The sequence below is a fragment of the Veillonella magna genome, from assembly GCF_959600285.1.
GTDB classification, from domain to species: Bacteria; Bacillota; Negativicutes; order Veillonellales; family Veillonellaceae; genus Veillonella_A; species Veillonella_A magna.
The window spans coordinates 19482-36807 of record NZ_CAUGKU010000013.1 but is presented as its reverse complement, the minus strand read 5'-3'; the positions used below and the strand labels follow the sequence as shown (position 1 = coordinate 36807).

Below are 17326 nucleotides of genomic sequence, written 5' to 3'. Positions count from 1 at the left end.
AAGTCGTTGTAAAGCAATTAAAATCGGGAAAACGATGAGCCGTTGGAAGCGGTAAGATAGACGTAGTTTGCGGAAGCAATGCATATGCGGATATAGGCTAGGAGGTATGTATGGGATTCTTTGACTTTTTTAAATCATCAAAGGCAGCTAATGCAGAAACATATTCACCGGGAAGTCGCATTGACGGGATAACATTAATTTTTACGCCCTCTACCGGCACTATTGAATATCAAGGGCGGTATGGTATGCGCGGTTCGTTTCAAAATCGAGATGTACGAACGGTAGAATATAAGGCAGTAAGTAATACGCACGGAGTGCTTCTCATACAAGGGAATGAGGGGACTTTGTTTACAACGGATGTGTTGCGTCGCGGTGTTTGTGACAATGCGAAAACTTGGATAGACGCACGGTTGCCCAGTGCAGAAGAAATCGCACCAAAAGCAAATGCAGCAACTGAGATAGATGGGCAGCAAGGCGAATCGGCAACGGTACACTCAGCGTCATTAACGTCTGCTGCATCAGTGGCTGATGGGGAAGACGTATATGAAGAGTTAAAAAAATTAAAGGAGCTCTATGATCTTCATATTCTAACCGAAGAGGAGTTTGAAGCGAAAAAAGCGGTACTATTAAAGAGAATTTGAAAAAGTTTAAATTAGGTCTTTACAAGACAGGGCATTTCCGTATATAATAGTCGATGTCATGAGGACCACTAGCTCAGCTGGCAGAGCACCTGACTCTTAATCAGGGTGTCCAGGGTTCGAACCCCTGGTGGTCCACCACACTGCTTATTCGCGAACTTTCTACTTCCTCTACGTTGGGGAGTGTAGGGAGTTCGCTTTTGTAATTATAGGAGATTTCGATTTTATCATCGTAAATAACAATTTCCCGGATAAAGGCATCAATGATTTTGCGGCGGGCGCTCTCGGTTCTGAGGTCGCCTGCTATTATTTTTTCTAGGAAGAACATGATGTGTTCTTTCGTTACATTGAATCCTCTACTGGTTAGTTGTAACTCAGATAGCCGGCTTTCTATACCACTAATTTCCTTGTCTACTGCCGCAATGCGATCTTTCAATCCTTCGGCGCTTACTCCGGAGGCAATGGCATCAAGGTAATTATCCATTTTCTTTTTTGCGACGGTTAACTTTTCAGTGAGTCGTTCTTTTTCGATAGCATCATCATTTGTATTCAGTTTTATACACTGCTCAGCAATTAGTTCTATCATTTTAGGATGTTTGAGCAAAGCCACGGTGTGATCAATGACAAAGTTTTCTAATACTTCCTGCCGGTGATTTTTGCCGTCGCATGTATTGTGCTTGCGACGGTTCATGCAGGTGTAATAATAATATTTTATTTTGTGACGATTAATGGCGGAGGATCCAATATAATTGGCACCACATTTTCCACATCGCAACTTGGCACATAAAAGGTATTGCTCACTTCGTCCGCCCGTCTTTTTAAAACGGCGTTTCAGAGAGGCCTGAACTTGCGCAAACATTTCCGGAGAGATAATTTGTGGCAGTACATCCGGAACTCGAACATCTCGCCAAGTCAGCACACCGGTGTATTTTTCATTAGCTAACATAACCTTGATAGTCGATTGAGTAAACTGCTTACCGGTATTTTGACGATAGCCGGCTTGATTTAGTATCTCGGCAATTGATTTTTTAGAATATCCTTCGAGGTATTTTTCAAAGGCCAGCTTCACAGCCCCGGCATTATCATTCAGTAATAATCGTTTGTCCGGACTAAGCTTATACCCACACGGAACTGTACCGCCGGCCCAGCGACCGCTCAATATGTTTTCGGTCATGCCTCGTTTTATTTTCTGCGCCAGTTCGGCCGAATAGTATTCTGCCATGCCTTCGAGTACCGACTCCATTAGGATGCCGGATGGATCATCGCTGATGTTCTCCATCGCTGATAATACTTTGACGTTGTTTTTCCGGAGGCGGGCTTTGTAAGTTGCACTGTCATACCGGTTACGGCTGAAGCGGTCAAGCTGATACACTATGACATAATCGAATGCCTTGGAGGCACTATCACGTATCATTCGTAAAAATTCAGGCCTGTGAGCCGTTTTTGCGCTCATAGCACGGTCAGTATAAGTGCCTATGATAGTTATATCCTGACGGCTTGCAAATTCCTTACAGACGCGAATTTGACCTTCGATAGATTCCTCTCGTTGGTGATCGCTCGAATATCGTGCGTATATAACTGCTGTTTTTTTATTTTTGGACATAAAAAACACGCTCCTTTTTAGGTATAGTAAACTTAGCCCGGAGCGTGTATAATATAAGTTGTTTGGACTTTCTTATGCACGCCCTGTGCTGATTAAGTTCTCCCTCACCCCGTTGCAGCGGGGTGGGGGATTTTTTTGTCAATCTATCTCATCCCGTTGAGTGGGCGGGGATTTTTTATCTTCTCAAGAGGTATCTAGGATATCGAAATTGAGACGGAATCGGCAGAGATTCATATGAGGTCAAATCAATATCTAGCGACTCTATAAAGTCTAAAAGAAATTCATAGACTGTTTCTTTTTTAAAATATGAGAAGGGCCATTCGTTAACAATTTCATCTAGCGCTAAAAAACATATTGTTTTTATAGCATCGTCAGGAATGTTTAATTCCTGTAATATTCTATTTAAATCTTTTCTTTGGAACGGATATAATTCAATTTTATTGATCGGATAAACAAAGTCATTAAAAGATAGCCCTGAAATAGTGCAATAAAAGTATTTTGTGAAGCTTTTTAATGATTCTTCCCATTTTTTACGAGACATTTGAAAACTATAGAGGGAACTCATGAGTCCTGAGGCATGATGCCATTCTTTTTCTATAATCGACTTTTTAAATCTGAGTTTCAAAAGGTCACACATTGCCTCATAATCGGATTGATAATTTCCATATTCCTTTAATTTAGTCAGGAAAAAATATAGCTCTTCATCTTGTATATCGAAAAATGCAGATGACTCACTCCATACAAAAGGTTGGTATGCAGTTATTAACTGTAATCCTAAATCAGTAGGAGCATATGTTTTCTTATATCCTAAGTCTACCTTAGTGTTTAAGGTATTCAGCCGATCTATTAATTGCTGTTTTGTTCCAGAAATCTTTAGATTATGATGTTTTAAAATATCTTTTAGTTCTGAAATTTTAAGAGAGCTATAGTTATTTTCTAAATATAGATAATTATCTTTTAAGAGTAGTTTTACTGTTTTTTTCCAATGATAGCCATATTTATCTTTAAAAGATTGAGGCTTGCTAACGTCAAACCTTTTTCCACTAATTGCATTTGCTATGCGAGCTAAGTATATTTTCTCCTTTATTTCCTTAGGAAGAGGCGGATATGAATATCTTGCCGCGTGCCCCTCATAATCCTCATAACTTTCACAATTATCAACATCAGGCTCATTTGTGTCCGTGATATCTGTATTTTGTGGGGGACTGGATGACATAGTTGATGAATTTTTAACATACCAGCTCGCAAGTTTGTATATTAAGAAGAGCGTAATTATTACCAGGATGGGAGTAAACACAATACAACCTCCTTTTAATCAACAATGTGATAATAAAAGTTAATTCCATCGAGACGGGTATCTTCCTCTAATTCGTGCCGAACTAAACTCTCGATAATATTAGTCTCAATATCAATAGTGTCTAAATCTCCTCGTTTAATATGTGTCAGCTCATGGACGATTGCAGCCCGTCTTTTTTCTTCGCATAGATGCTGACTGATTATCATTGTATAACTGCCATCGAAGTTATCAATAACGGCGGCTCCTTGATCGACAGGAAAATTATTGGAAAATAGAATATTTATGTTCAATCAGCTTCACTCTTTTCTTGGTCACGTAGGAACTTAATATAATTATATGCCTCTCTCATTTTTTCGGGAGAGAGGTCCGCGGATGCTTGGAACAGTACCCGGAGATCACTGTTATTTCTAAATTTTTCGGCAAGTTCGGCTGTTTCTGGGTCTGTATAATAACCCGCTTGAGAATCTATTCCTAGCAGCCAGTCCAGTGATACGCCGAAGTATTTAGAATATGCACTAAGTTTAGAGTTAGTTGGTTCTCGTAAATCATTTTCCCAGCGAGATATAGAACCCTTAGAAAGATTAAGATTATATAAGCTGTTTAATTCATTTGTAAGCTCGTCTAACGACAATCCCTTTCGTGTTCGTAAATTTTTTAATTTTTGCCCTAAGGTCATTTTGTTACACCTCCCGTCTGTAATAATTGTACTATAAAAGTTTCCGTAGCGCAACAAAATTGCGGAATATTTAAATAAAGTTGTTGACTTAGCAACTCGTTCAGGGTATTATATAGTTGCCAAGTGGAAACAAAGGAGGTGGTAGAGATGGCATATAAAAAATTTCAAGCATGGTTAGTAGAAAATGGCATTAAACAATCAGAAACTGCAGATTTTTTAGGAATTGACCGTGCTACATTTAATAATAAGCTTCATAGACGAAATGGGGCAGATTTTGGGCTAGAAGAAGTCCGTAGGATGTGTAAGCATTATCGATTATCTGCAAGCGAATTTTTTTTAATTCCATAGTTGCCAAAAAGCAACATAAAGAGGTGGACAGAATGGAAGAAAAAAAGCCCCGCAAATGCGAGGCAGTAGTTAAAGCGGTAAAGAGATATTTTGAAGCTTTGAAGGGAAAAGACTATAAAACCCCAGAAGAAGCAGTAGATGATGCAAAGTACCTCACCCGAATTAATATCGTGATTATAACGATATCAGTAATAATTATTCTGTTTAATTTAAGTAGAATTGCATGGCTGCTATTAGGATACCGGTAACGATACTTGCCATTGCTGTGTATGTCGCATATTTAGAATATTTTGTTGATTTCTTGCTTTGTTCTAAACTTTCTTCAGCTATGGACAAGCTTTTCTCAGCTAATTCTAGCATATATTGCTCCTTCTTTAGCCGATACAGTGTATTTTCTCCGGCGATAGAGAGAGCAAAAGCATCTGACTGTTTAAATTCATAAGGGGCGATGAGGTCTATAGACGTTGAAGTTAACTTGAAGAATTTCGGATTGTAATCATAGAGATTGCCTATAGATGAAATCATACCCGCAAATTCTTTGGGGGCAGGCGGGTTAATTAGATACGTACATAACGTAGCGGAATTTAGGCGAGGGACGACAGAGAGTAACTTCTGATAAGTAGAGGTGCCTTCACCAATAGTCAATACTAACAGTTCTATTTCCTTGGTAGTTAGAGTGATTTCATTTTCTTGCCACTTGCGCAATTCTTTTAAATATTCAGTCCTGTTTTTATACTCAGCTTCTCTTTTGGAGGAAGGACTGCTTATACAGTCGTTGATAAAATTTCGTGATTCTTTAATAGATTCAATGGCGCTAATTGAAGTGGGATTTTTAGAGTATTTAGACATAATAACACATCCTTTTTAGGGAAATTATAACATATGGCAGTTAGGGAGGTGACATAAATGGACAACCAACAGGAAGAGAATCGTATGCTTAGCGATTTGTATACACAGATTCGAGTGGTAAATGAAAACGGTATAACCGTTGCAGTAATTGATGAATATGATTGTACACCAATTGCCGAAGGTTATACCGTGGTTCTAAGGCCTAAATATGATTAACTGTTATAACGCTGGAGATGATGAAAAGGAGGAGAACAAAGTGAATCAAGTGCACAGTAATCACCAGTACTCTACCAGAGCTCGATACAAGTTTTTAGTGAGAGCCGTTGGGCAGAAGGTTGATTATATAACGAGCCATTTAAAGGGCTTAACAGATAGAGAGTTAACGCTTTTCATACAAATGTTAGCGACGTCACTTCGGTTTGCGTATGGATTTACAAAGACGGAGGGTTCAGCGAATGAAAAATAAATTTCCGGAGTATCCGGAGACGGCATTAGATGTGTGCTGCGGAAGTCGGATGTTCTACTTCAATAAAAACACACCGGCAGTCCACTTCAATGATTGGCGTGAGGTGGACGAGAAAATGTCAGATGGGCGGAAGCTAGTTATCAAACCGGACTCTCTTCATGATTTCCGACATCTACCATGGGAGGATGGCATCTTTCCACTCGTCATCTTCGATCCGCCGCATTTGAACCGAGCCGGAGCGAACTCGTGGCTTGCGCGTAAGTATGGTGTGTTGCCTAAGAACTGGCAGCCGCACATCAAGGCTGGCTTTGACGAGGCATGGCGGGTACTCGCAACCGGCGGAACGCTTATCATGAAGTGGTCAACGGTACAGATATCGGCGAGAGACTTATTCAAGGCAATCGGCCGTGAGCCGCTCTTAGGAGACAAGAAAGGTAAAACACGATGGTTTATCTTTTTCAAAGACGGAAGGGAGGAGCTGGAGTGCATAGATTAGAGGATTTCTGCCATGACCTTGCGTGGGAAATCCGGGCTGCGTTCAATCGTAACCCGGATTTGGTAACCGAATTTGAAGCGTGGAAGGAGGTGAGAGACAATGAACGGCATCAAATATCTGATGTGGGTGACAGGATGGATATTATGCGTAGGAGCAGTCTCAACGCTTGATGTGGATCCAAACGCATCTATAGGAACAGAGTTGCTCGTCGTAAGCATCGGCATATTTATGTTGGCAGTAGGATGTCTAATTGACATCTCGCAGTTAGAAAGAAAGGGGAATCGGCGTGGCTAAGAGGCAAATTTGCAAGAATTGTGGTGTAGAGATTACGCATCGGCCGCAGTGCCTGATGTATTTAGAAGAAACTCACAGTGTAGAAAAGGTATGTCCGCTGTGCCATGCGAAGTATATCCGGCAACGGACAAAAGAAAAAGCCCTTCGCCGCGGCAACGGCAAAAGGGCCTAAAGAAAAAACTATTCGTATTAAGTATAACACAAGGAGAACATTATGAAAATTGAATTTGATGGAACGCTAAGAAAAGTATCGAAAGAAATGTCTGAATTTTTAAAAGAGTTAGGGTATCAAGTCCACACGGCTAAAGAATGGGAGAAGCTGGAATTGGAATCCGGAGAGAGTGCTGAAGATACATCTCTGAAAAAGGAAGAGCCAGCAGAGGTTAAACATCAAGAGAAAGCTTCCGAACCAGCTCAGGAAGTAGCTAAGAAAGAGGAAGTTGCCTCAGTCCCTAGCGTTCCGGAAAATCCGGAAGAGGAAGTAGAAGAAATTCCGGCCGTTCCGGAAGAAGCTCCGGAGCAGAAACCAACGCCTGCGCCGGTACCGGAAAATAGAAAATCCCCGACGATGAAGGAATTGTTACCGAAGCTACAAGTTTGGTACAAAGAGTCGCCGGCCAATACGATCAAGCTCAATCAGTGGGTTAAAGCCAAAGGCCTGACAAGCCTATCCGGTCTATCTGATGAGTATGCCCCCGAGTTGGCTAAGCTAATGGAGGAGGCGTAAATTATGGCACTGAACAAAGGAATGATGGAGTCTGTAAAAGGTAATGCAGAAGAAATTCGCAAGATGATTGCAAAGATACCTGACGAGCCGCGCAAGCAGGCGGCACTCCGTTACTGCGATGATTGCATTGCGGCAACATCACTTGTTATCGAATTGCTCGATAATGAAGAGAAAACTAAGAAAGCGAAAGCTGCCGAAAAGAAACAGTCAGTGAAACAGGAGGCGGCCGTAACAGCCGCCCCTGCAAAAACTAAGCCGGCAGAACATACTCCGGAAGAGGAGGCTACAGTGGATTTATTCGCAGAACCAATGGATTTGTTTTAGGAAGGTGATTTTAGTAAAGCGGGTGAAATATGGGTTATATAGAGGAGGCCAAGGCGTTCGATGAATTGCTAGAGTTCAATGACCTCTCGACTCCTGCGGTGGCGCTATGGTATGCGCTGCTCAATCGATTTAATCGTTCAGGATGGCAGAAGGACATTACCGTGTCAATTTCAACGCTACAAGCCAAAACGAAGCTATCCCCGGCCGGTGTTAAGCGAGCACGAAATCAGCTTAAACAGGCTGGAGTGATAGACTTTACTTCCCGGAAAGGGAACCTCTCAACGATTTACCATTTCGTGTCCCTTGTGGCTACCAGAGAGCCGCAAACTGAACCACACGCCGAACCGCAAGCCGACCTACAGCCCGAACCGCAAGCCGACCTACAAGCCGACCCACACGGCGAGCGCAATAATAAGACTAGACTAGACAAGACTAGACTAGACAATGGGAAAGAAAATATAAAAAAGAAAAGCACCCGTTCAAAACAATTTGTTAAGCCGACCCGTGAAGAGGTTAGAGCCTACTGTATAGAACGAGGCAATGACATCGATCCGGATAAATTCTACGACTACTACGAGTCAAACGGATGGATGGTTGGCAAGTCAAAGATGAAGGACTGGAAGGCTGCGGTTCGGACGTGGGAACGGAACAGTAAGCAATGGAACCTGTTTTCGGCGCCGGCTAAAAAGAGTAATGCTGTGGATTTAACAAAGAAGATGCTTGAGAAGTACGGAGGTGTGAAAGATGCCGACGACTATTGAAGCCGGGCTAAGCGACATTATCAAGGCGGTAGGGCTACTGCAAATCGCCTATCGCAGGGACTTTACAGAGGAGCAGATGGATTTATACATCCAGCGGTTGGCAATGCTTAATCCCGTTGTAGTGAAGGCGGCTATCCTTAATTTGATCGATACAAGCAAGTTTTTGCCGAGTATTGCAGAGATAAAGGAAGAATGCGCTAAGGTATCAGCTGCCGTACAGCGCGTAGAGTACATTCCAGCCGACGAGGCGTGGAGCATGGCTCTCCACGCGGCCGGTTCACATGGCTATGAAAAGGGATTGGAGACGCTTCCGGATAATGTGAAGACGGTAGCTAAACGATTTTGGCAGGAAATTTGTTACGACAACGTTGGGAATATTCCGCTTATGCGGGCACATTTTATGCGGGCATACGCCGCGGAAGAAGAGCGTCGCGAAGAAGCGACAAGGATAGATGCTGCGATTTCTGCAAGCCCGGCGTTGGCAAAAGCACGAAGCAATGCATTGCCTTTGCAGAAGAAGGTACTTGAGCTCGTAGAAGCAAAGACGATGAAGTGAAGAAAAGATATAGGAGCAACTAATGGAAACAATAGCACATTACTATATTCCGACGGCATACGATATTATCCGGCGGTATGTGGAATATACCTATGGAAAGGAGCAATCCGCTATCTATCATCATGGATGCGGAGAATCCTTCGTCGGAAACTTTACCCCGCAATACAATGTAGGCGGGTACGTGGGTTCGGGCAGATTTTTTTATTGCCCATTTTGCGGAGAGGCATTGTCTATATACGACGACAATGTCAGTACGTATTTTGCTAAGAAGGACCAGCTTGTGCCGACGGACATGGATGTGTCCGTCAAGGAGGGGGCAGATTTTATCGACCTGATATTTTTAGCGAATACGGTGGCGGTAGATAAAACCAACGTATTCACAGACAGAGCCGCCGTTCGTCAGAAAATTCGCTTTGATTTTAAATCGCGAAAAGCTATTTTTATGCGTAGCAATTCGACTCGGAAATGGGAAGCCATTTCTGAGATATTACCAGCGGGGAAAACATTTCATTTACTTACCGAGTTTAGAAATGATGCGCTGATTGATAGAACAGGCTTCTTGGGGGCATTTTTAAATGGCTCTTCACGGGCGAGTAAGCATCGAGATGGACTGCGAAATGTACTAACAGTACTTCGCAATGCGTTTAAGCGAAAGCTAGAAAAGACCGTCGGCTATAAAGTGCGTGATGTCTTTGCGCCGCCGACAGCATGCAACGAGAAGGGATATTTCGAGCAACCAATCAGAGCGATGATTTGGAAGCTGTTGGCCCCGGATGCATCAAGGCTGACACAGTTGACGCTATACCGGCTGTCAACGATGAACGACAATTTATTGCCGGCAGGTGTGTTTGAGCGGACCAAGAAGGGGATATCGTTTGTAGATGCAGTCATGAGTGAATTTAATCTCACGGGACGCGTGTGGCGCAGGGCGATTACGAAGGATCCATCTATGGCGTACTTCGCTAAGCGGATAGGATTTACGGATAAGCCGTCACTTATCATGCGCCTGCTAAACAAAATTTCAGATGTATTCGTGCTGGGGCGGTCAATTACACCGCTAGTAAATTTAGAAGAATGCACTATGCTGACCAAAGCGATGGTAAAGCAGTACGGCGATAACCGTACTGTGGAGTTCATCGAAAGGCGATTTGATGGAGATCAAGCATTAGCGGATGTGTTCTTGATGTTCAGAGGACTTAGCCGATTTAACAAGCAGAACGCTATTCGTAACTTGCCCCGGCGCATGCGAGACATTCATGATGCGCTGCTCGTGTGGCAGCAGCGAGACCGTGGCGGAGATTTGCCAATTCGAGTACATAAACGGTTTGTGGCCAAGATGGGAGAGTATAGGTTCATCTCTCCGGACAACACGAACCAACTCATTGACGCAGGAAAGCGTATGCATATTTGCGTCGGTAGCTACGGACGCAGTTGCTCAGATGGCGACAAAGCAGTTGTCTTGGTGGCGAATAATAACGGAGAGCCGGTAGCCTGCTTAGAGATTGCTAAAAAAGACGGACGGTGGAAGAAGGTTGTCCAGGCAAAGCTGGCATACAACAAAGTTGTGGCCAGTGACGATACTATGAATGCCGTGGTTATGGACTGGATTCGGAGTAGAAAATTAATCCCGGCAACACGGGATATTGATATAGAGGCAACAGTTGTATAGGAGGATGCTATGAAACTATTATCACTAAGACTAGAAAACTTTAAAGGTTTGCGGGACTATGTACTAGATATTCCGGACGGGCGCTCAATTTCAATATACGGCGATAATGCCACCGGCAAGACGACGCTATTCGATGCATTCTGCTGGCTGCTATGGGGCAAGGATAGCCGGAATCGCAAGGATTTTGAAATCAAGACAATTGGACCAGATGGACAGGTGATCCACCGCTTAGACCATGCGGTGGAAGGAGTTCTGCGGACAAAGGACGGAGAGGTGACCCTGCGCAGGACGTTCCGGGAAAACTATACCCGGAAGCGCGGCAGTGCGACAGAGGAACTGACCGGGCACACGACGGTATATGAGGTGAACGGGGTTCCGATTAAGGAGAAGGAGTACAAAGAGTTTATAGGCTCTCTTATTCAGGAAGATTTGTTCAAACTCATTACAAATCCGCTCTACTTCAACGAACAAATGAGTTGGCAGGATAGGAGAAAGCTGTTAGTTGCTATTTGTGGCGAGATAGATGATGCGACTATCATTAGTCGTCACGATAATCTACAACCATTGCTAGAGGTAGTGAGCAAGCGTAGCATCGATGATGAGAAGAAAATCATCGAAAAGCGCCGGCGGGCAATTAACGATGAATTGAAACTCATTCCGCCGCGTATCGATGAGTTGGCGAAAACACTTGTAGAAGATACTGGTGACTATGATCGCCTCATCTCACGTAGAGATGAGCTATCGAAGCTCATCGACGCAAAATATAAAGAGCGTTCCCTAATCACGGCGGAAGATGCTTTGCATGACAAAGAGCGAGAGTTGATACAGCTAAAGAGAAAGCTAGCTGCGCGTAAGGATGAGATAGTTGCTTCAGCCAGAGAACGCGAAGCAGCGAACAAGCGTAAACTTGGCGCGTATGCAGACAAGCTCGACAACTTAGAAGGAATGATGCTACTAAATGGGCGGCGTACTAAGGATGCTCATGAGGTTCTAGCACGGCTGTCGAAGACTCTCAGCGAGCTGCAAATGTCCTTCGATACGATCAATGCGACAGAGTATGTGGATACAATCGATACGCATTGTAATGTATGCCATCAGCCGCTGCCTGTGGAACAAGTGGAATCGGTGCGTAAACGAGCGCGTGAGCAGTTTAATATGAAAAAATCTCGTAATTTGCGAGAGACGAAAGAGGCTATCGAAAAGGCCAAAGAAGATTTTACGCAGGTAGAAGAGGAGCTTGCAGGATTACGACAAAAATATAAATTGCTGAATGAGGAATACGAGCTGTTAGAAAAGGAGCGTGATGATTTCGAATTCAGTTGTAAGCTGTTCGACACAGGCATCGATTTTAATTCTGACGAGGAATGTAAACAACTGCAGGTAGCGATTCAGCAATCAGAGGAAGCAGTGAAACATGCGGAACTATTGTCCGCAGACCGGGTAACTGATATCGACAAAGAGATTGCCGCATTTAAAATCGATTTAGCAAAAACGAATATGGACGTTGCTGCATGTGAAATTAATGTCAAGACGCAGGAACGTATACGGGAATTGGAAGAGCAAAACCGGGCACTCGCGATTGAGTATGAAGAACTCATGCAACGAACGTATCTCATTGAAGAGTTCACGAAGATAAAAATCAATGAGATAGAGAATAGCATTGCAGAGAACTTCAAACTAGCACGGTTTAAGCTGTTTGAAGAGCAGATCAATGGTGGCATTACTGAGTGCTGCGAGACGATGTATAACGATGTGCCGTTCCGGTCGCTCAATAATGCGGCGCGAATTAACATCGGACTCGATATTATCAATACGATATCTAAGCACTACGATGTCACGGCGCCGGTGTTCATCGATAACGCTGAGGCGGTAACACGGTTTATTGATTGCGACAGTCAGGTTATCCGGCTTGTTGTTAATGAAAGCTGTAAAGAGCTTATTTGCAATTAGGAGGTAGAAGTATGTCTAACGTAACGACAACACAAGAAACACAGCCCACAATGGGGCAACGATTCCTGGCGATGGTCAGCAAGGAGATGACGGCCATCAACGGCAAAGGCCTGGCGCTTACGGATGCGCAGAAACGGCTAGGGCAGAATTACTTTGTTAATCTTGACAATGTGCTGAACCTAGCGGAAGAGAAACGGCTGGCGAAGTCGGAGAAATACCGGGAACCAATCCCGTATAGCTGGGAGAATATTGACTTACCATCGCTGGCGCGTGATGTGGTAGCACATTGCCGCGTGGGTCTTGATCCTCAGCAGAGTAATCACCTGTATCTCATTCCGTATGCGAATAAGCATACAGGCAAATATAACATCGTATTCATGAAAGGGTATAAAGGCTTAGAGCTTGTAGCGAAGAAGTACGCCCTTGACCCGCCGCAGGCGGTTATCTGTGAATTAATCTACAGCACGGATAAGTTTAAAGTAATTAAGCGAGGCATGAATACTCCCTGTGATAACTATGAGTTTGAAATCACGAATCCGTTTGACCGAGGGACCATCGTCGGCGGCTTCTACTACTACGACTATGGACCTGGGAATGCGAAAAATAAAATCGTTACAATGTCACTTGACGATATTGAAAAGCGCAAACCGGCGCGCGCCTCTGTAGAATTTTGGGGAGGCGAAAAAGATGTATGGGAAAACGGCCGAAAAACGGGTAAACAACACGTCGAAGGCTGGTATCCGGAAATGTGCTTGAAGACGATTAAGCGGGCCGCCTATAATGCTCTGACAATCGACGCATCGAAAATCGACGATGCGTATAATCTGATGAAGGCGGCGGAAGACCGTATGGCCGATATGGAAGTAGAAGCGACAATTTCTGCAAATGCGAATAAAGAATTCATTGATGTGCCGGCGCAAGCGGCAGCTGATATCCCAGAACTGGAAAGTAAGCCGGCACCGCCGCTAGATGATACACCGGATATGCCAAAACCGGTGTATATGGATCCGGTGACAGGTGAATTAATTGATGAGCCGGCGGAAGGTGGCGTGGACCTGTTCGCCGATACCCGTGATTAGCGTGAGGAGCCTCGGCTCCTCTTCGCGTGGTAACTGTCATATCGTATCGATTACGGCAGGTTACAATATTATGCTTGACGCCGGTATCCCATTGAGGGAACTGTGGAAGCAAGGACTGGCTATCAGGTCTATTAGAGCAGCGTTCATTACGCACAGCCATGGTGATCATTCTAAAGCAGTAGAAGAGCTACTGAAGCTAGGCGTGCCGTGTTACATGCTCCGTGAAACAGCAGAAGAGCTCGGGGTAGCAAGTAATCATTATGTGAAGCTTCTTCCGGAAGATGGTTTTGTACGCTTTGAAGGCGAAACACCATGGATTGTGCGGGCGTTCCGACTAGAACATGATGTGCCGTGTGTTGGATTTTATCTATGCGCCGGCAATGAGAGGCTGGTATATATCACAGATACCTATTATTGTCGGTATACGTTCAAAGATTTGACGCACATATTGGTAGAGGCCAACTATAGCGTGGACATTTTAAATCGGCGCTATATGACAAGTGAGATGCACAGTAAGATGCGCAAGCGATTGTTGCATAGTCATTTCTCTATCGACAATGCGATAGAATGGCTTCTCGCAAATGACTTGTCTAAAGTGAAAGAAATACGATTGCTACATCTCTCAGATAATAATTCAGATGCAGATTTGTTCATACGCAAGGTAGAAAATGCGACCGGTAAATATGTAACCGTTGCAGACGCATAGCAGGAGGCGATAGTATGTATATTTCGTCAGCAGAAATATATGAGGATAAAATAAAACTAAAATACAGCGATGATTCCCTCGATAGCTGTAACGATAAAGTATCGTTGACATCAGAGCAGCTCCCTCGTCCGGAATTATATGCGGTATGGGGCGCAATGAAAAAATATGTATTAGGATTAGTACAGCCGCTCCAAGGGTTTGAAGACGTATCGTTTTACAAAATTGAATTCTTTAACTATGGCGCAGATGATGTACCGGGGCAAATTAAACTTTATGGCGTCGGCACGTATGAGAAAGGCGATAGATTGGAATTTAAAACGCAGCGCATTGTGGTTGTAGGCGGGATGCAGCTTATTGTAGCAAACCTTATAGATGAACTCACTCTATTCGCCCGTGGGCGGCGCGCACAGATGAATTTGTTCGAGAAAACAGAAATGGCAGTGAAAGCAGCAGAGGAACAAGCATCCTGACGGAGGTGATGCGATATGATGTCTGAACTTGAATTCATGAAGGAGGCATCTCAGGAGCTTCTACTTATCACGCAGAGTCTGCGTAGTCACATATGCGATGAAGGTATGTTCACAGGGAAATCCGCTCCGGAAAGCCAGGAACGCTTGGAGTTTGAATATAAATGGCTACTCCGGCTAGAGAAGCATCGCAGGAAAGTGAGTGATCGAGTGCTGATGCTGGAAAACCCGGCGGAGCCGTTGGAAGGATTGTTTGGATGAAATTTGTCATTACCGGGAGACCGGCCACGAAGAAAAACAGTAGCCGGGTTGTGCGTCGAGGAAATTTTACAAGAGTGCTGCCATCGGAAGCATTTATTAAATATGAACGTGATGCTGTGAAGCAGATTAAAGCGTTACACCTCCCGACAATCACCGGACCGGTACAAGTGGAGTTCTTGTACTGGCTTCCGGACAGACGGTGGTGGCCGGACTTGGTCGGATTGCTGCAGGCGACGTCGGATATATTACAGACCGCCGGCATCATTGAAGATGATAAGTGGATATTGTGTTACAATTTGTCACGAATTTGCGGGTTAGATAAAGAAAATCCGCGGGCTATTATAAAAATATGGCCTGCATTTGAGGATGAGGGTGAATAATATGAATTACATGAAGCTATTAGAATTTTTGTATGACAATGGATACCGGTATCTTGCCCGAGACGAGAACGAGGCACTGAGAGCCTCTGCGTATAAGAAAAAGCCAATACGAAGAGAGTGTATCAATTCTATATTTTATGAAGTTCCGGAAGAAGGATATCAAATGTATCCATTCCCTTTGGAGGATGATTTTGATTTATTACCGCGCGGACGATGCATAGAAATTAAACAATTGCTAACCTCTTATAGCGACGAGAAAACAACAGCAGAGGAAAAGATAGAAGAATATTTGAACGCGACAATGATGAATAAATGCTGGGAGCTAATAAAGGGGGTTATTGATGAGCGAATAAAGAGTGCAGGCCCTGATAATAAAATGTTGATTAATGCTAGCACACAATTATCAAAAGTAATTGAAGTTGGTGAAACTTATTTAAATGATTTAGAAGGAGCAATTTATAAAATGGCAAATAAAGGGAGAATGTAAGATGATAGTGCATGTTGTGAATGTGAAAAAGAATATACTAAGTGCTATGAGCGGTGTTACAGCAGTAATGATGTTGCAAAAAGATAAAGCGCAAATTATAGCGGGGAGAAATATTTATATTGTTAGTGATTTACTACGCATAGAGAAGTCAGATGGTGACATACTTAATTTGATTGTCGATACGGTAACGTTTAGATTTAAAATGCAAAGGATAGAGCAGTTCTGAAGTAATTATGGAGGAAAAAATGGAAATGTTATTAAAAATAATAGGCTTGATATCAATTACGGCTTGCGCGATATATGCAGGGTGGAGAATATACAGGGCCATTTCTGACTCGATAGAAGAGAAGGATCAACTGTGGCAAAACTACTGGATGCTCAGTCAACGTGTTCGTAACTTAGAAGAGATGTTTGATGCATCGAGAAAAGAATCGCTTTTAGGCAAATTAAGAAACTTGAAGGAGGACTCGCATCAGTGATAGAAAATCAGGAAACTCATGTGTTGTCGCAAGAAGAGATTATCGCTCTTGCATCACGCACTGCGATTAGGGTATTCAATGAACAGATTGAAGAGGCTGCGAAAAATAGACGCAAGCGACTGTTGTATAATACAAAGAAATTGCTGAAAGAATATGACCGGCTACATGAGCATATTGATAACGCCGTTGTGTCAATCGTTGATATGAACCCAAACGAATTTAAGGCGGTCTTAACAGATACCTTCGACCGCCGGGGACACATCAAAGTTGCCGCCATCAGGCAGAGTAGGGAAAAAACAATTGTCATGCTTGCTCATGTAAACACAATGCTCTTGGCATACCGGCAGAGCTGTGAAGCGAAAGGGGATAAAGCCTTCGAGGTAATATGGCGCGTTTATGTCAAAAGAGAAGACATGGGTGCCACCGCCAACAGAATTGGAGTGTCACAAAGGACGGCTGAAAGGCTGGCGAGCCGCGGTATATCTGAGCTTTCGATACTTTTGTGGGGAGTTGGCAATTTGGCGGAATGTTGTCGTTGATATGGCGGAATGAATATTTTATAATGATAGTGTGTTGAAATTGGGTAAAACGTTAGTTGCTTGGTTTTACTGGTTTTCATATAGCACTCCTATAGCAAGAATAGTTGAAAAAGGCATCGCGAGAGCGGTGTCTTTTTCTTATGCAAAGAAAGGCGGTGAGATATTGACTGATGTGTACTGTGAGAAAAAACATTGCTTGAACAACCGAAAAGGCTGGTGCAAGGCGCATGCGATTCGTATCGAGGGTATGTGTCGATCATATGCACCGCCGGAT

27 protein-coding genes and 1 tRNA gene are annotated in these 17326 nt (G+C 43.5%); 23 read left to right on the top strand and 5 right to left on the bottom strand.

The annotated features are described in order from the left end of the window. The first annotated feature begins 110 nt into the window (after window positions 1-110). Window positions 111-641, top strand: a complete 531-nt coding sequence (locus tag Q5873_RS08120; protein WP_303060353.1) for an SHOCT domain-containing protein — start codon at window positions 111-113, stop codon at window positions 639-641. 62 nt (window positions 642-703) lie between these two features. After that, window positions 704-779 (top strand) — tRNA-Lys (locus Q5873_RS08115). On the opposite strand, the gene Q5873_RS09695 is transcribed toward Q5873_RS08115, so the two are convergent. The 4 genes from Q5873_RS09695 to Q5873_RS08100 all read right to left on the bottom strand — a co-directional run bounded on the left by Q5873_RS09695 (window position 742) and on the right by Q5873_RS08100 (window position 4214). Further along, window positions 742-2241 carry a recombinase family protein gene (locus Q5873_RS09695; protein WP_367997321.1) on the bottom strand — a complete coding sequence of 500 codons (1500 nt, stop codon included), beginning with the start codon at window positions 2239-2241 and terminating at the stop codon, window positions 742-744. The two genes, Q5873_RS08115 and Q5873_RS09695, sit on opposite strands and share 38 nt — an antisense overlap. Window positions 2242-2416: 175 nt before the next feature. Beyond that, the gene (locus Q5873_RS08110) at window positions 2417-3538 is read right to left on the bottom strand and encodes an SAP domain-containing protein (RefSeq protein WP_303060350.1); all 1122 of its coding nucleotides are present in this window, start codon (window positions 3536-3538) and stop codon (window positions 2417-2419) included. A 14-nt stretch (window positions 3539-3552) separates the two neighbouring features. Beyond that, window positions 3553-3828: a hypothetical protein gene (locus Q5873_RS08105; protein WP_303060348.1), complete on the bottom strand. Its 276-nt coding sequence runs from the start codon at window positions 3826-3828 to the stop codon at window positions 3553-3555. Next, window positions 3825-4214 carry a helix-turn-helix domain-containing protein gene (locus Q5873_RS08100; protein WP_303060346.1) on the bottom strand — a complete coding sequence of 130 codons (390 nt, stop codon included), beginning with the start codon at window positions 4212-4214 and terminating at the stop codon, window positions 3825-3827. Before Q5873_RS08100 ends, Q5873_RS08105 begins: the two co-directional genes overlap by 4 nt. 147 nt (window positions 4215-4361) lie before the next feature. Here Q5873_RS08100 and Q5873_RS08095 point away from each other — a divergent pair, with 147 nt between their 5' ends. Continuing rightward, complete coding sequence (locus Q5873_RS08095) at window positions 4362-4562, top strand: helix-turn-helix domain-containing protein (protein ID WP_303060344.1); 201 nt, start codon at window positions 4362-4364, stop codon at window positions 4560-4562. A gap of 32 nt (window positions 4563-4594) precedes the next feature. Further along, on the top strand, window positions 4595-4810 hold the full coding sequence (locus tag Q5873_RS08090; RefSeq protein ID WP_303060343.1) for a hypothetical protein: 216 nt from the start codon (window positions 4595-4597) through the stop codon (window positions 4808-4810). Here the strand turns inward: Q5873_RS08090 and Q5873_RS08085 are convergent. Next, window positions 4767-5411: a hypothetical protein gene (locus Q5873_RS08085; protein WP_303060341.1), complete on the bottom strand. Its 645-nt coding sequence runs from the start codon at window positions 5409-5411 to the stop codon at window positions 4767-4769. The genes Q5873_RS08090 and Q5873_RS08085 overlap by 44 nt on opposite strands. Before the next feature lie 57 nt (window positions 5412-5468). On the opposite strand from Q5873_RS08085, the gene Q5873_RS08080 reads away from it, so the two are divergent. The 19 genes from Q5873_RS08080 to Q5873_RS07990 all read left to right on the top strand — a co-directional run bounded on the left by Q5873_RS08080 (window position 5469) and on the right by Q5873_RS07990 (window position 17052). Next, entirely contained in the window at window positions 5469-5627 is a 159-nt protein-coding gene (locus tag Q5873_RS08080; protein WP_303060339.1) for a hypothetical protein, read from the top strand. Between the two features lie 365 nt (window positions 5628-5992). Further along, window positions 5993-6373: an SAM-dependent methyltransferase gene (locus Q5873_RS08075; protein ID WP_303060337.1), complete on the top strand. Its 381-nt coding sequence runs from the start codon at window positions 5993-5995 to the stop codon at window positions 6371-6373. Beyond that, a complete protein-coding gene (locus Q5873_RS08070) occupies window positions 6361-6543 on the top strand; it encodes a hypothetical protein (RefSeq protein WP_303060335.1) in 183 nt (60 codons plus the stop codon). Before Q5873_RS08075 ends, Q5873_RS08070 begins: the two co-directional genes overlap by 13 nt. 116 nt (window positions 6544-6659) lie before the next feature. Then, window positions 6660-6839, top strand: a complete 180-nt coding sequence (locus Q5873_RS08065) for a hypothetical protein (protein WP_303060333.1) — start codon at window positions 6660-6662, stop codon at window positions 6837-6839. Window positions 6840-6881: 42 nt separating this feature from the next. After that, window positions 6882-7394 (top strand): hypothetical protein, encoded by a 513-nt coding sequence (locus Q5873_RS08060; RefSeq protein ID WP_303060331.1) that lies wholly within the window; start codon window positions 6882-6884, stop codon window positions 7392-7394. Between the two features lie 3 nt (window positions 7395-7397). Then, complete coding sequence (locus tag Q5873_RS08055) at window positions 7398-7718, top strand: hypothetical protein (protein WP_303060330.1); 321 nt, start codon at window positions 7398-7400, stop codon at window positions 7716-7718. A gap of 29 nt (window positions 7719-7747) precedes the next feature. After that, window positions 7748-8479, top strand: a complete 732-nt coding sequence (locus Q5873_RS08050) for a hypothetical protein (RefSeq protein WP_303060329.1) — start codon at window positions 7748-7750, stop codon at window positions 8477-8479. Then, window positions 8463-9035, top strand: coding sequence for a hypothetical protein (locus tag Q5873_RS08045; RefSeq protein WP_303060328.1), 573 nt, complete (start codon window positions 8463-8465; stop codon window positions 9033-9035). Before Q5873_RS08050 ends, Q5873_RS08045 begins: the two co-directional genes overlap by 17 nt. A 22-nt stretch (window positions 9036-9057) precedes the next feature. Further along, entirely contained in the window at window positions 9058-10704 is a 1647-nt protein-coding gene (locus Q5873_RS08040; protein WP_303060327.1) for a PcfJ domain-containing protein, read from the top strand. A gap of 9 nt (window positions 10705-10713) precedes the next feature. Next, entirely contained in the window at window positions 10714-12654 is a 1941-nt protein-coding gene (locus Q5873_RS08035; RefSeq protein ID WP_303060325.1) for an AAA family ATPase, read from the top strand. An 11-nt stretch (window positions 12655-12665) separates the two neighbouring features. Further along, a complete protein-coding gene (locus Q5873_RS08030) occupies window positions 12666-13733 on the top strand; it encodes a recombinase RecT (protein ID WP_303060324.1) in 1068 nt (355 codons plus the stop codon). Continuing rightward, window positions 13684-14439 (top strand): MBL fold metallo-hydrolase, encoded by a 756-nt coding sequence (locus Q5873_RS08025; RefSeq protein ID WP_303060323.1) that lies wholly within the window; start codon window positions 13684-13686, stop codon window positions 14437-14439. Before Q5873_RS08030 ends, Q5873_RS08025 begins: the two co-directional genes overlap by 50 nt. A gap of 14 nt (window positions 14440-14453) precedes the next feature. Beyond that, window positions 14454-14909, top strand: a complete 456-nt coding sequence (locus Q5873_RS08020; protein WP_303060321.1) for a hypothetical protein — start codon at window positions 14454-14456, stop codon at window positions 14907-14909. A gap of 15 nt (window positions 14910-14924) precedes the next feature. Beyond that, a complete protein-coding gene (locus Q5873_RS08015; RefSeq protein WP_303060320.1) occupies window positions 14925-15167 on the top strand; it encodes a hypothetical protein in 243 nt (80 codons plus the stop codon). Continuing rightward, window positions 15164-15547 (top strand): RusA family crossover junction endodeoxyribonuclease, encoded by a 384-nt coding sequence (locus Q5873_RS08010; protein ID WP_303060318.1) that lies wholly within the window; start codon window positions 15164-15166, stop codon window positions 15545-15547. The genes Q5873_RS08015 and Q5873_RS08010 overlap by 4 nt, the downstream gene beginning before the upstream one ends. Window position 15548: 1 nt before the next feature. Further along, on the top strand, window positions 15549-16034 hold the full coding sequence (locus tag Q5873_RS08005) for a hypothetical protein (protein WP_303060317.1): 486 nt from the start codon (window positions 15549-15551) through the stop codon (window positions 16032-16034). Between the two features lies 1 nt (window position 16035). Further along, on the top strand, window positions 16036-16260 hold the full coding sequence (locus Q5873_RS08000; protein ID WP_303060316.1) for a hypothetical protein: 225 nt from the start codon (window positions 16036-16038) through the stop codon (window positions 16258-16260). Between the two features lie 19 nt (window positions 16261-16279). Then, window positions 16280-16513: a hypothetical protein gene (locus tag Q5873_RS07995; protein WP_303060314.1), complete on the top strand. Its 234-nt coding sequence runs from the start codon at window positions 16280-16282 to the stop codon at window positions 16511-16513. Then, a complete protein-coding gene (locus Q5873_RS07990; protein ID WP_303060312.1) occupies window positions 16510-17052 on the top strand; it encodes a hypothetical protein in 543 nt (180 codons plus the stop codon). Before Q5873_RS07995 ends, Q5873_RS07990 begins: the two co-directional genes overlap by 4 nt. Window positions 17053-17326 lie beyond the last annotated feature (274 nt).

What these genes read in the sequence shown, in the direction of transcription:
- Q5873_RS08040 (WP_303060327.1), top strand. Translation starts at nt 9,058, where the DNA reads ATGGAAACAATAGCACATTACTATATTCCGACGGCATACGATATTATC.
- Q5873_RS08090 (WP_303060343.1), top strand. Translation starts at nt 4,595, where the DNA reads ATGGAAGAAAAAAAGCCCCGCAAATGCGAGGCAGTAGTTAAAGCGGTA.
- Q5873_RS08075 (WP_303060337.1), top strand. Translation starts at nt 5,993, where the DNA reads ATGTCAGATGGGCGGAAGCTAGTTATCAAACCGGACTCTCTTCATGAT.
- Q5873_RS08100 (WP_303060346.1), bottom strand. Translation starts at nt 4,214, where the DNA reads ATGACCTTAGGGCAAAAATTAAAAAATTTACGAACACGAAAGGGATTG.
- Q5873_RS08035 (WP_303060325.1), top strand. Translation starts at nt 10,714, where the DNA reads ATGAAACTATTATCACTAAGACTAGAAAACTTTAAAGGTTTGCGGGAC.
- Q5873_RS08030 (WP_303060324.1), top strand. Translation starts at nt 12,666, where the DNA reads ATGTCTAACGTAACGACAACACAAGAAACACAGCCCACAATGGGGCAA.
- Q5873_RS09695 (WP_367997321.1), bottom strand. Translation starts at nt 2,241, where the DNA reads ATGTCCAAAAATAAAAAAACAGCAGTTATATACGCACGATATTCGAGC.
- Q5873_RS08005 (WP_303060317.1), top strand. Translation starts at nt 15,549, where the DNA reads ATGAATTACATGAAGCTATTAGAATTTTTGTATGACAATGGATACCGG.
- Q5873_RS08020 (WP_303060321.1), top strand. Translation starts at nt 14,454, where the DNA reads ATGTATATTTCGTCAGCAGAAATATATGAGGATAAAATAAAACTAAAA.
- Q5873_RS08085 (WP_303060341.1), bottom strand. Translation starts at nt 5,411, where the DNA reads ATGTCTAAATACTCTAAAAATCCCACTTCAATTAGCGCCATTGAATCT.
- Q5873_RS08045 (WP_303060328.1), top strand. Translation starts at nt 8,463, where the DNA reads ATGCCGACGACTATTGAAGCCGGGCTAAGCGACATTATCAAGGCGGTA.
- Q5873_RS08050 (WP_303060329.1), top strand. Translation starts at nt 7,748, where the DNA reads ATGGGTTATATAGAGGAGGCCAAGGCGTTCGATGAATTGCTAGAGTTC.
- Q5873_RS08015 (WP_303060320.1), top strand. Translation starts at nt 14,925, where the DNA reads ATGATGTCTGAACTTGAATTCATGAAGGAGGCATCTCAGGAGCTTCTA.
- Q5873_RS07995 (WP_303060314.1), top strand. Translation starts at nt 16,280, where the DNA reads ATGGAAATGTTATTAAAAATAATAGGCTTGATATCAATTACGGCTTGC.
- Q5873_RS08000 (WP_303060316.1), top strand. Translation starts at nt 16,036, where the DNA reads ATGATAGTGCATGTTGTGAATGTGAAAAAGAATATACTAAGTGCTATG.
- Q5873_RS08120 (WP_303060353.1), top strand. Translation starts at nt 111, where the DNA reads ATGGGATTCTTTGACTTTTTTAAATCATCAAAGGCAGCTAATGCAGAA.
- Q5873_RS08080 (WP_303060339.1), top strand. Translation starts at nt 5,469, where the DNA reads ATGGACAACCAACAGGAAGAGAATCGTATGCTTAGCGATTTGTATACA.
- Q5873_RS08060 (WP_303060331.1), top strand. Translation starts at nt 6,882, where the DNA reads ATGAAAATTGAATTTGATGGAACGCTAAGAAAAGTATCGAAAGAAATG.
- Q5873_RS08025 (WP_303060323.1), top strand. Translation starts at nt 13,684, where the DNA reads ATGAGCCGGCGGAAGGTGGCGTGGACCTGTTCGCCGATACCCGTGATT.
- Q5873_RS08010 (WP_303060318.1), top strand. Translation starts at nt 15,164, where the DNA reads ATGAAATTTGTCATTACCGGGAGACCGGCCACGAAGAAAAACAGTAGC.
- Q5873_RS08095 (WP_303060344.1), top strand. Translation starts at nt 4,362, where the DNA reads ATGGCATATAAAAAATTTCAAGCATGGTTAGTAGAAAATGGCATTAAA.
- Q5873_RS08055 (WP_303060330.1), top strand. Translation starts at nt 7,398, where the DNA reads ATGGCACTGAACAAAGGAATGATGGAGTCTGTAAAAGGTAATGCAGAA.